A 12006-nucleotide genomic window follows, 5' to 3' on the forward strand; every position below is an offset into this window, starting at 1 on the left:
TTACTATGTCTCATTTTTAGTAAAAGCCTATCATCAATTACAGAATAAACCGGCTTAAATCTTCATCTTCTACCAGTGCACCCAAATGTTGCTGCACATAGTCGGCGGTTATCTCAATATGCTCACCAGCCCGGTCACCGGCGTCGTAAGAAATTTCTTCAAGTAGTCGTTCTATAACAGTATACAACCGGCGCGCCCCGATATTTTCAGTGGTTTTGTTCACTTGAAATGCGGCTGCGGCGATCTGTTTAATACCTTCCTTGCTAAAGCTGATATGCACACCTTCGGTGGCTAGCATAGCTATCGATTGCTCGGTCAATGACGCTTTAGGTTCGGTTAATATACGTTCAAAATCGGCGGCAGTTAAGGCTTCCAGTTCCACTCTTATAGGCAAACGGCCTTGTAACTCTGGCACTAAATCAGAGGGTTTACACATCTGAAAGGCACCGGAGGCAATAAATAAAATATGATCAGTTTTTACCATGCCATGCTTGGTATTGACGGTACAACCCTCAATCAGTGGCAGTAAATCGCGCTGAACCCCCTCGCGGGATACGTCGGGACCACTGGTTTCGCCACGCTTACAAATTTTGTCAATTTCGTCCAGAAATACAATACCATTTTGTTCAACCGCTTCCAGTGCTTCTGCTTTTAGCTCTTCCGGGTTAATCAGCCGGGCAGCTTCTTCCTCAATCAGCTGTTTAAACGCATCTTTAATTTTTAGCTTACGTTTTTTCTTTTTATCGTTACCTAGGTTTTGAAACATGCTTTGCAGTTGCGAGGTCATTTCTTCCATGCCTGGCGGCGCCATAATCTCTACCCCAAGCTGGCTTTGGGCAAATTCCAGCTCAATTTCTTTGTCATCTAGCAGGCCTTCCCGTAGTTTTTTACGAAAAATTTGCCGGGTGTTGTTATCGGTTGCTGGTGGGTTATCGGCTTCTGCCCAGTTACTATCGCGTGCTTTAGGTAATAATGCATCTAATATTCGCTCTTCTGCCGCTTCTTCAGCTCTAAAGCGGTTTTTGGCAATAGCTTGTTCGCGCAGCATTTTGACAGCGCTGTCGGTAAGATCACGAATAATGCTTTCTACTTCTTTGCCGACGTAACCGACCTCGGTAAATTTAGTCGCTTCTACTTTAATAAAAGGTGCGTTGGCCAGCTTTGCCAGGCGCCGGGCTATTTCGGTTTTACCCACGCCGGTTGGGCCAATCATCAAAATATTTTTTGGGGTTACTTCAGCCCGTAAACCTACTTCTAACTGCATCCGGCGCCACCGGTTACGCAAGGCAATTGCTACAGCACGTTTTGCTTTGCTTTGGCCAATAATATGCCGGTCCAGTTCGTGGACAATTTCTCTGGGTGTCATATCAGACATAATAAACCTGCTTAAAGTTGTTCAATGGTGTGGTGCTGGTTGGTGTAGACACAAATATCGCCAGCGATCTTTAAACTTTTTTCAACAATGTCATGGGCACTAAGTTCGGTATTTTGCAGCAGTGCGGTGGCGGCAGCCTGGGCAAAAGGTCCGCCACTGCCAATAGCAATCAGATCATGCTCGGGTTGAATAACGTCACCGTTACCGGTAATGATCAGCGAGCAGTTTTCGTCAGCCACTGCCAACAATGCTTCGAGTTTGCGCAACATTCTGTCAGTGCGCCAGTCTTTAGCCAGTTCAACGGCGGCGCGCATTAAATGGCCCTGGTGCATTTCAAGTTTTGCTTCAAAGCGTTCAAATAAGGTAAAGGCATCAGCGGTGCCACCGGCAAACCCGGCCAGCACTTTGTTGTTATAAAGTCGACGGACTTTACGGGCATTACCTTTCATTACGGTATTACCCAAAGACACCTGGCCATCGCCGCCAATAGCAACATGGCCATTACGGCGTACAGATACGATAGTTGTCATTAATTTTGCCCTATGGCGAATAAACCTAGGGCTTAAATGTGGCTGGCTACTTGATTTTTCAAGTCCAGTTCCAGATCTGACAGCCATTGATATTCTGTCGTTGTAGCCGGTTGCGATCAGCCGTGGCCTGACGCTTCGAATCGTAAGGGCCTAATACTACCCGGAACCACACGCCATTACTGCCTTTGGTTTGACGTACTATTGAGGCAAAACCGGCAAAGGCAATTTGAGCGCGCATGGCTTCAGCTTGCTCTGCCTGGCGAAATGAGCCACATTGCATCTGATAAGGGCCTTGTGGTTCGAGCTTACTTAAGTCAACGTCTACCTGAACTTCATTATTTTCCAAATCTTTAATGTATTGATAAGGTTCAGCGACAGGTTTGGTTGGTAAATCATCGGCTGCCGGCTTGGTACTGGTCACCTTTGCTGCAGGCGCAGGCACGCTTTCAGGTTGTTGTTTTAAGTACCATAAAAACCAGCCAAAGCTGAGTAGCAGCATGACCGTAATAATAATCAGCAGCCAGGGCCAGCGAGCTTGTGGTGCCGATCTGGCGTTGCCCCGGCGCGCACTGCTGGCTTTGGGTTTTGCTTTGGGCTTAGGGCGGGCAGTTTTTACGTAATCTTTTTGCGGCATAACGACAGCTTAACAACCTAACTTAAGAATTCACTGGCGCTATTCTACCTGCTTGGCTTGAAAAAGAAATAATTAGCTCAAATCGACTGGATCAACATCCAGTTGCCACTTTACCTGACGGCTTAATGGCCAGCTTTGCAACTCAGCTAGTAAAATATTCAGCGCCTGATGCAGTGCAGGACGCTGTTTACTGTATAGCTGTAGCTGCCAGCGATACTTGCCAGCGCGCTTTTCCATTGGTGAGCTAAGCGGACCCAATAGCTCCAGCCCTGGCAACGTTTTCGCCAGAGCGGCCAGCTGAGCTAACCATTGCTGACACAGCGCCCCTTGCAGCGCTTCAGCCCGAAATAAAGCCAAATGCTGCCACGGTGGTAGTCGGGTTTGCTGGCGTTCGAGTAGGGCGCTGCGGGCAAATGAGGCATACCCATTTTGTATAATGTCTTGTAGCAAGGCATGCTCGGGGTAATTCGTTTGCAGCAACACCGAGCCAGGGTTGCTGCCGCGTCCGGCTCGCCCGGCAACCTGAGTCAGCAACTGTGCTAATTGTTCTGGCGCCCGGAAGTCGCTGCTGTACAAGGCGCCGTCAACATCGACGATTACCACCAGCGTAACAAAAGGGAAATGATGACCTTTTGCCAGCATCTGGGTACCCAGTATTAGCCGTGGCCCGGGTTGGTTAATGCTGTCAAGTGCACTGTGTAAAGCGCCCTTGCGCCTGGTGGTATCCCGATCAAGTCGGGTAATAGCAACCTCAGGAAACAGTTGTTGTAAATTCTCTTCCAGTTGCTCAGTACCCTGGCCAACCGGTGCCAATCTGGCACTGCCACATTGCTTACATTGTCGTGGCACGGCTTTCGTCGCGCCGCAGTGGTGGCAAACCAACTGACGACTTTGTTTGTGGTAGGTGGTAAAGGCACTGCAACGATGGCATTCGGTTAGCCAACCACATTCCTGGCAACTCAGCGCTGGCGCAAAGCCTCGCCGGTTTAAAAATAACATCACCTGCATGCCTTGCTGCAGTTGCTGGCGCATATATTGTAACGTTTGGCTGGCCAAACCAAACTGCAGCACCTGTTGTTTTAAATCGACCAGTTGATAGCGCGGCATAGCCTGGCCACCTGCACGATTATGTAAAGTAAGTGCAATAAACCGCTGTTGCTGGCAGTTATAAATACTCTCAAGTGATGGTGTGGCGGAGCCAAGCAAAATAGGGCAGTGTTCAATGGCGGCGCGTTTAATCGCCAAGTCTCTGGCATGGTATCGAAAACCGTCTTGTTGTTTTAACGACTGATCATGCTCTTCATCAATAATAATTAAGCCGAGTTTGGCAAAAGGTAAAAATAACGCCGAACGCGTACCAATAACAATAGCGGTACTGCCTGCCTGGGTTTGGCGCCAACAGTTCAGGCGCTCGGTGTCAGTCAGGTTTGAGTGCCAGCATAACACTGGCGCCTGAAAGCGGCTCTGAAAGCGTGCCAGCGTTTGGGGTGTAAGACCAATTTCCGGTACAATTACTAATACTTGCTGACCGGTATCAAGCAAAGGAGCGATAGCCTGCAGATAAACCTCGGTCTTGCCAGAGCCGGTAACGCCTTCCAGTAACAAGCACTTAAAACCGTTTGCCGCCTGGTTAATGGCCGTAACCGCTAGCGCCTGATCTGCCGTTAATTGCAGCGCTGGCTGTTTTAGCCCTTGCTGATTAAACGGCTTTAGTGGCAAAATCTGCCGTGTAGTCAAGCCTTTAGCTTGTAATTGGTTAAGCGTTTGGCGGGAATGACTGCTTAACAGTTCGCTTTCAGGTAGCGGGCCGTCTTTTAACGTTTGCCACAATGCCAGCTGGCGGGCGGAGCGTTTAAAATCGTTGGTTGTCGCGATGTAGCCGGTGTCGGTTAACTGCCAGGCGTATTGCTGATAGTCTGCCAGGTTTTTACCTTCCCGCAGCAGTGCCGGTAGCGCAGCTGTTAATACTTCACCTAACGGATGATGGTAATAATCAGCGGCAAACGACAGAAGCTGACGCAGTTTTTCCGTTAATACCGGTTGCTGGTCGACAACCCCAATAACTGGTTTTAACTGAGCAAGCGGATAATGGTCAACCGGGTTAAGTTGCCAGGCAATACCAATTAATTCCCGCTTGCCAAAGGGAACCCGCAGCCGGCTGCCAATAGTTACTTGCTGGTTGGCATTGAGCAAATAATCAAAGTGTTGCCGCAGGGGCAAAGGCAGTGCAACGCGAATAACAGACACAGCTTAAATCCTTTAAGTTTAACCAGCCTTAGTGTAAGGTGCTGTTTGGCTGCTGCCAAGTAAAACAAAGCGGCAAATAGGTGGGTTTGCCAGTTGAAACTTTGATGGCTATCTATTAAGCTACGCGCCCTTAATAAACTGTAATTACGTATGGTGTCTGGCACATGATGACCAGATAGCGATACGGCCTAACGAGGTAACCCATGAAACCAGGTATCCACCCAGAATACAAAGAAATTACTGCAACCTGTACTTGCGGTAACACTTTTAAAACGCACTCTGCACTGTGCAAAGATATTCACTTGGACGTATGTTCAAGCTGCCACCCGTTTTATACTGGTAAGCAGAAAGTATTAGATGTTGGCGGCCGTGTTGACCGTTTCAAAAAACGTTTTGCGGTATTGGGCAATCGTTAATTGGCCAAAACGCTGTGTTAAGCGTAATGCGAACATAAAAAAAGCACCTTTTCAGGTGCTTTTTTTATGTTCGCTGGTTTTTCAGCCAAAAGTCGGCATAAATAAAAAATAATAATTAATATGTTTTATTGCTAATGTTTATCTGTACATTAGCTAGACATTGGCTAAACATGCAATAACCGTTTTTACATTAAAATGCCTGTACGCCTGAATTAGTTGTGCTTTACTCCCCGTGCCGCTGTAATATTTACTGTTATCCAGTCATAATTTTTGCAATATTAGCCAGCAGCTTTGCCACTAATCTGGCGAATAAACGCAATTTTTAATGTTATCAGTTCATTACTGGCAGCTGAAGGGCTTGGCGATTGCTGCTGAAGTTGCTATAACAACTGATACTAAGACTAAAGTGGTATGGTCAGTAAGCCTGAGCTGCGCTGTTAAGATCGTACTGTGATGCTCACGCTTCCGCTGCCAGATAAGACAAAAAAACAAAAAAACAAAAAACAAAAAACAAAAGTTACCCTCACTCATAAAAAGCAGGAAAACCAGATGTCAGATTTCAAAGAGCAAGCACTGCGCTATCATGCAGAGCCAACCCCGGGCAAAATTAGTATTGCAATTAGTAAGCCGGCAGAAACGGTAAAAGACTTAGCGCTGGCATACAGCCCAGGCGTGGCAGAGCCAGTACGCGAAATTGCTGCTGACATCGATAATGTTTATAAATACACAGCGAAAGGTAATCTGGTCGCGGTCATTACCAACGGTACGGCTATTCTTGGTTTGGGTAATTTAGGCCCGATGGCCTCCAAGCCAGTAATGGAAGGCAAAGCGCTATTATTTAAGCGTTTTGCGAATATTGATTCGATTGACATTGAGGTAAGCCATCGCACCACCGAAGAGTTTATTAATACCGTTGCCAATATCGCTGATACCTTTGGTGGTATTAATCTGGAAGATATTAAAGCGCCAGAGTGTTTTGAAATTGAAAAAGAGCTGATTAAGCGTTGTAAAATACCGGTATTTCATGATGATCAACACGGTACTGCCATTGTGACCGCCGCGGGTATGTTAAACGCACTGGAAATTCAGGGTAAAGACATCAGAAATGCTATTATTGTCTGCTTGGGTGCTGGTGCTGCAGCCATTGCTTGTATGGAGTTATTGATTAAATGTGGCGCGCAGCGCGAGCACATTTATATGCTGGACACTAAAGGGGTTATACATACCCGGCGTGATGATTTAAACCAGTATAAACTGCTATTTGCCAATAATACTGACAAACGCACACTGCAAGATGCACTGAGTGGCGCGGATGTGTTTGTCGGGGTGTCTGGGCCCGATATACTGCCGCCCGAAGCCTTAAAGCTAATGGCACCTAATCCGATTGTGTTTGCCTGCTCTAACCCCGATCCGGAAATTAAACCGGAACTGGCCCATGCTGCGCGAAATGATCTCATTATGGCTACCGGTCGCTCTGATTACCCTAATCAGGTAAATAACGTGCTGTGTTTTCCGTTTATTTTCCGCGGTGCTCTGGATGTTAGGGCCAGTGTGATTAATGATGAAATGAAAATTGCTGCAGTTAACGCCATTCGCGCTATTGCCAAAGAGCCGGTACCGGCTGAAGTATTACAAGCCGCGCAAATAGATAAGTTGGCATTTGGTAAAGCGTATATTATTCCCAAGCCAATGGACCCAAGGTTGTTGCCCCGTGTTGCCCGCGCAGTGGCAGAAGCCGCCATAGCCTCGGGTGTGGCCAGGATTGACTTGCCAGAGAATTATTATCAATAGCAGCCATTAAGTCTGCTGGTTTTTTTACGCTGTAATTAATTACCCCGATGCTCTGGTTATTTAGCGACAGAGTATCAGGTTTTTTTTAGCGATAGCGTTAGTCGTTAGTCTATGCTTTGTGCTAACGGCAAGGCTGCGCTGGCATCAGCATCTTGCTGTGGGGTGGCGAGAGTCGTGTTGTCGGCTGTTACCGGCATAGCACGGGATTGTTGGTTTATTTGATGAATTTGGTTGGTGTTAGCCAAGTCTTGTTCATTTTTAATACTGGCAATAGTTTCACGATCAGAGAAGAAGCTGCGAATATCATCAATAATGGACTGCATCTCTCGTGGGTTATCATTCATCTCTAAAATGTGTCTGGGATGCTCAACGTTTTTGGCTCCACTGTCTGCAAACGTACTGGACATAATACGTGAGCTGATAATCCACGGTGTTAAAGATGAACGCATCACATAGTTTTCAGAGGCTGTTGAATCGTAAATACCTTTACCGGTTGTCAGTTTGCTTTCGGTATAAGTGCCTTCACATTTTAAATAGACTAACAGTGAATTAAAGTTAAGTTCTGCCCAGAAAGTATGGCTGTAGTTCTGTAATAAACGCCCAAAGCTATGACAAATTAACCAGCTAAATAATAAGCTTAAAATAAACTGGCTTTCGTTAAACAATTGTATAGCCAGTTGCTCAGCTGCAGCACTGTTGTCTCTGCTATTACTTAACGCAGTAAATAATGCTAATACGTCTTTTGCTTCAAACATTAGGTAAAACAAAATGAGCGGGCCAACGAAAAGTAATACCTGACCAATCGCAGTGGCAATAATGCGTAATTGTTTAAATAAAACGGTGTGAGTCAACGGCGCATATTCTGGCTGAGTTTCAACCATCATTTCGCCACTAAAGTTACCTTTACTTTCCGACTGTTCGTTTAAGTTAGGGTTTAACTCGCGATAGACTCGATTAGGGATTTCCTTATAACGACGATTTGCCATTACGATATTATCAATATTGACAAATAACTCGCGCGGATGAATATTCTCCTGCCAATTTGCACGATACTCCGCCACTTTGGTTTGTGCCTCAACCAAAGCCGTTCTCTGTTTTAATAAAATAAAAATTAAACCAGCGCTAATAGCAGCAAATGCTAGTACCAACAATAACTGTGGTAGTAAGGCAAAGCTTTCTAAAGCAGATAATTCCAAGCGGGAAACCACTTGCGCAATATCCGGTTGTTGGAGTAAATAGTTAATGGTAAAGCCTAAAATTACCGGTGCTAAAATGGCAAAAGTCATGATTTTGGCCAGCTTAAGCGTGCCTTGGGTTTCAATGGTACGTTCGGCATTGCGATAAACAGTACTGGCTGTGCGCCAGGTTAGAATTAAATAGACTACTAAAAAAAACGAGAAAAGGGGTAATAAAATATCGCCTGTTGTGCCGACTAAACCGGTCAAGCAAACAAAAGCTGTTAATGCATAAGCAATTAATGCGACACCAGTAGCAATAATGGCACCAGAAAAACGTTGCGCCAGATTTCGTAGTGGGTAGGGTAAAAATATTAGCTTAGTCACTATCGTATGAACGAAGCGTGAAATAAAGCCATCAGGCTCAACAAAGGTTTTATTCTTGCGGCCCATGAGCATTTCTTCTAAATCAATGCTTTTATAATGTGGGGTTTCTAGCTTAGCGGTTTCCCGTTCTGATTTACTGTAGTTTGGCGCAAGCGACGTTGGCACACTTCGGCCGACAAAGAAGCGGAACATTTGAAAAACACCACCGCCTAATGCTCTGAGGCCACCGGATAATAACAGGAAACCAACACCGGCATAAATCCAGGCTAGCACTTTGTCTTGTTGAACCACGCTAATAACTTGTAGCAGCGGATAAACCCCTAACAGGGTAATTAAAAAGCCCCTGACTGCTCTAAACAGCCCCTCTACTTTAAAGGGGTTGCGGATCCCTAAGGATTCACTGCCATAATCATAGGCCATTACTACTTCCTTTTTTTCTTATTAAAATTTACGCTTGGCATTTTGCAGTAATTGAGTAGTATTGCAATCATTTCTGTTAACAATTAAACGTAAAAAATAATGGCCTCTACTTAGACAGCGAGCAAGATAGAGAGCGTTTTTTGAAGCAAAAAATAATACCTAGCGCTTAAGCTCAGGTCATGTTAGGGGTAATTAGCGTTACTGGTCTGCTGCTAACAACGTATTCTGATAACAAGGCCTGCCACCGGCAAGGGGCGATACATTACACAACTGGTATGATAGACGTCTTGATGTTTTGGACTGGCCACTTAGAATGGGCCAATGTTGGTTGGGTCCTTGCAGCCAATCTGGGTGATTTAATACATCTTGTTGCGCGGCGTAATACGCATTTAAAGTACCAACATCTCGCCAATAGCCCGCTAGTGACTGCTCGCCGGGTATGTCATTGTCAGCTAAGTTATACACATATACCGGCAGGTGTTGATAAAGTACTGGCAAGATATGATGGCCAAAGTCAATTGGCTGGTCACGCTTCTGCTTAGCCAGTGTCTGGTATAATGCTTTGGCAGTAAACAAATAATTTCCCATCGATGCCAGTACATAACCTGGTCGGTTTGCCATGCATGGTGGCGTTTGCTGAGGTTTTTCAATAAAGCCGATCATTCTGCCAGTGTCATCAGTTTGAATAATACCAAAGTGCCGGGCATGCTCTACTGGAATGGCAACGGCGGCGACGGTGATGCCGGCTTGATGTTGCTGATGAAAACGCAGCAGTTGCCGATAGTCCATTTTATAAATATGGTCAGCACTTAACAGGGTAATATGGGTTGGCTTCAAAGAGTAGATTTGCTGAAGCTGAAAAGCCACTGCTCCTGCTGTGCCCTGAGCCAGGTCTGACGGCGCGTTGCAACAGTGCATAAAGCCTTGATGACAAAACCGGTTGGCCCAGCATTGTTGTAAATACTGTTCCAGCCCAGCCGCCTGATACTGGGTTAGTACCAGTAAGTCAGTGAAGCCAGAGTGCAATAAATTACTTAAAACAAAGTCAATTATTCTGAAGCAACCGGCAAAAGGTACCATTGGCTTAGCCCGGTGCAGGGTCAACGGTCGCAGCCGGCTGCCACAGCCGCCAGCCAGTAACACAGTTAACATACTTGACATTATTTGCTTACTATATTGGCCGAGAATACCTTTAAGTATAGATCGGCATACTCTGCCTGGCTTGCTGTAGCTCAAACTAATAGCGTGTTTATTACTAAATGTAATTTAACACTTTATTAATATCTGCTTTCTCAATTAACGCACCTTACTGTTACGGATAATTTTATACAGCAATTCTGGCGATAACCTTGATATCCAGGCGCCTAGCCGCTCTTTAAAACCACCAATAACAATGTAACTGTTGTCTTTTAGCAGTGCTTTTACCGCTTGCTTAGCAAATTTTTCTGCACTCATGGCGTTGGCCTGCGCGTTATCCATTTGCCCAAGGGTGCTACCATCGCCGGTTAATGCGTTAAGCGAAACATCGGTGTTAACAAAACCAGGGAATAGGGTTGCGACGCTAAGGCCCTGCTCAAACAGTTCAGCACGTAAACTATTTGCCCATAAGTGCAGTGCGGCTTTAGCAGCAGAATAACTGCCACGATACTGAGTACCCACTAAACCGGCAACACTGGAAACAAAAACGACTTTACCGCCACCGTCGGCTAATAACAGTGGCAGTGCCTGACGAGTGAGATTAATCTGGGCAAAATAATCTACTTCAAACAGCTTACGTTCGGTGGCTAGGGTGGTGTCGCTGATTAATGCCCGCTGGCTTATTCCTGCATTATTAATGAGCCAGTCCAGGCCGCCAATCTGTTGTTTAATTTCATCGATAGCCGCACTAATAGCGTCGTTGTCAGTAATGTCTAGTGGCAGCAACAGATGTTGTGCGGCATTTGGCAGACTGCTGCGCACTCGTTCCAGCTCAGTATGGCGCCTTGCACTTAAAATTAAGCGGGCGCCATCGGCCGCCAGCTCGCGGGCCAGCGCTTCGCCAATACCACCGGAGGCACCGGTGATCCAAATGACTTTGTTGTGACCAGAGGTACTCGTCATGGTCATAATATTTTGTTGTCCTGTGCCAGTGTTGCACAGGACATTAAGCTAGCTTTAACCTTGTTGTAAAGTCTTGTTGTGTTGTACTTTGTATTTTCGCTTGTAGTAGCCGGTTAACAAGATCATTGCGGTTACGCCGATAATCGGTGCAACAAGCCAGCTAACCAGCTGCCACTCACCCGGTAGCCATTGTGACACGATTCGGCGACCACCTGCGGCAAAAAACGCGGTATACAAGGCAATACCCGAGCCAATCATGCTGCTGAAGTGTTCAATTATCCACTGTCGCGGTTTGATCTGCTGCTTATAGACATAAGCACAAATACTTAGTGAACTGATAATGCTGACGATAGCGAAGATGATCAGCAGTGGCATACCAATATTAATGCCCTGCCAGCAAACATAGATAGCGCCGGGTATTAGTATCAGGTTGGGCCCCTGAAATGCGATACCCCTTAATACCGCTCTGTTTTCTTTAACACGTAATACCGTAACAGCATGGCGAACCATTACCCAGGTTAGCAGGCTCAACAGTAGCAGGAACTGTGACAATGGTATCCGCCATACCAGCAGCCGTTGTTGCTGTGCCTCGGTCAGTACCTTGTCCGCGGCATAAATCCCGATAGGGTCGTGCAGGCCTATGCCACACAAGATCATGCCTGATGCCGCTATTACCAGCATCAAGTAGTAAAAGCCATGCCCTGCATTAATATGCAACTTACTGCCTTTGCGGGCAAAAGCCGGCAACCAGAACAGCAACAAGGCAACTGAGCCCAGTGCAATGTGTAAATAGAGTAGTGAGGTGTGGATAAGTAGCATAATAGCCTCCTTGGTTGATGCACCAGTTTATCGATGGGCCATACTCAGCGCAGGTGCCAAAAGTCAGGACTTTTGAATATGACTTCTGGCCTATTGCAGTTATTTGCCTGCC

Annotated in this window: 10 protein-coding genes; 2 read left to right on the forward strand and 8 right to left on the reverse strand. The window is 46.1% G+C overall.

What is annotated here, in order from left to right; all coding sequences use genetic code 11:
* Positions 1-37: 37 nt before the first annotated feature.
* From hslU to priA, 4 genes are all read right to left on the reverse strand, one after another.
* Complete coding sequence (gene hslU, locus VT06_RS05635) at positions 38-1375, reverse strand: HslU--HslV peptidase ATPase subunit (RefSeq protein ID WP_046553294.1); 1338 nt, start codon at positions 1373-1375, stop codon at positions 38-40.
* Between the two features lie 11 nt (positions 1376-1386).
* Entirely contained in the window at positions 1387-1905 is a 519-nt protein-coding gene (gene hslV, locus VT06_RS05640; protein ID WP_046553295.1) for an ATP-dependent protease subunit HslV, read from the reverse strand.
* A gap of 58 nt (positions 1906-1963) precedes the next feature.
* Positions 1964-2539 carry an SPOR domain-containing protein gene (locus tag VT06_RS05645; protein ID WP_046553296.1) on the reverse strand — a complete coding sequence of 192 codons (576 nt, stop codon included), beginning with the start codon at positions 2537-2539 and terminating at the stop codon, positions 1964-1966.
* A 72-nt stretch (positions 2540-2611) separates the two neighbouring features.
* Positions 2612-4786 carry a primosomal protein N' gene (priA, locus tag VT06_RS05650; RefSeq protein WP_046553297.1) on the reverse strand — a complete coding sequence of 725 codons (2175 nt, stop codon included), beginning with the start codon at positions 4784-4786 and terminating at the stop codon, positions 2612-2614.
* 203 nt (positions 4787-4989) lie between these two features.
* On the opposite strand from priA, the gene rpmE reads away from it, so the two are divergent.
* Entirely contained in the window at positions 4990-5202 is a 213-nt protein-coding gene (rpmE, locus tag VT06_RS17775) for a 50S ribosomal protein L31 (RefSeq protein ID WP_082122453.1), read from the forward strand.
* A gap of 549 nt (positions 5203-5751) precedes the next feature.
* Positions 5752-6993: a malic enzyme-like NAD(P)-binding protein gene (locus VT06_RS05655; protein WP_046553374.1), complete on the forward strand. Its 1242-nt coding sequence runs from the start codon at positions 5752-5754 to the stop codon at positions 6991-6993.
* A gap of 104 nt (positions 6994-7097) precedes the next feature.
* On the opposite strand, the gene VT06_RS05660 is transcribed toward VT06_RS05655, so the two are convergent.
* From VT06_RS05660 to VT06_RS05675, 4 genes are all read right to left on the reverse strand, one after another.
* On the reverse strand, positions 7098-8975 hold the full coding sequence (locus VT06_RS05660; protein ID WP_046553298.1) for a hypothetical protein: 1878 nt from the start codon (positions 8973-8975) through the stop codon (positions 7098-7100).
* A gap of 198 nt (positions 8976-9173) precedes the next feature.
* On the reverse strand, positions 9174-10136 hold the full coding sequence (locus tag VT06_RS05665; RefSeq protein WP_082122454.1) for a sugar phosphate nucleotidyltransferase: 963 nt from the start codon (positions 10134-10136) through the stop codon (positions 9174-9176).
* Between the two features lie 135 nt (positions 10137-10271).
* Positions 10272-11081, reverse strand: coding sequence for an SDR family oxidoreductase (locus VT06_RS05670; RefSeq protein ID WP_152658984.1), 810 nt, complete (start codon positions 11079-11081; stop codon positions 10272-10274).
* Positions 11082-11129: 48 nt separating this feature from the next.
* Positions 11130-11894 (reverse strand): hypothetical protein, encoded by a 765-nt coding sequence (locus tag VT06_RS05675; protein WP_046553299.1) that lies wholly within the window; start codon positions 11892-11894, stop codon positions 11130-11132.
* Between the last annotated feature and the right edge of the window lie 112 nt (positions 11895-12006).

The organism is Arsukibacterium sp. MJ3 (assembly GCF_000987765.1).
GTDB lineage: Bacteria > Pseudomonadota > Gammaproteobacteria > Enterobacterales > Alteromonadaceae > Alishewanella.

Coding starts and splice junctions, on each gene's coding strand:
- VT06_RS05675 (WP_046553299.1), bottom strand. CDS start 11,894: ATGCTACTTATCCACACCTCACTACTCTATTTACACATTGCACTGGGC.
- hslU (WP_046553294.1), bottom strand. CDS start 1,375: ATGTCTGATATGACACCCAGAGAAATTGTCCACGAACTGGACCGGCAT.
- VT06_RS05665 (WP_082122454.1), bottom strand. CDS start 10,136: ATGTCAAGTATGTTAACTGTGTTACTGGCTGGCGGCTGTGGCAGCCGG.
- rpmE (WP_082122453.1), top strand. CDS start 4,990: ATGAAACCAGGTATCCACCCAGAATACAAAGAAATTACTGCAACCTGT.
- hslV (WP_046553295.1), bottom strand. CDS start 1,905: ATGACAACTATCGTATCTGTACGCCGTAATGGCCATGTTGCTATTGGC.
- VT06_RS05660 (WP_046553298.1), bottom strand. CDS start 8,975: ATGGCCTATGATTATGGCAGTGAATCCTTAGGGATCCGCAACCCCTTT.
- VT06_RS05670 (WP_152658984.1), bottom strand. CDS start 11,081: ATGACCATGACGAGTACCTCTGGTCACAACAAAGTCATTTGGATCACC.
- VT06_RS05655 (WP_046553374.1), top strand. CDS start 5,752: ATGTCAGATTTCAAAGAGCAAGCACTGCGCTATCATGCAGAGCCAACC.
- VT06_RS05645 (WP_046553296.1), bottom strand. CDS start 2,539: ATGCCGCAAAAAGATTACGTAAAAACTGCCCGCCCTAAGCCCAAAGCA.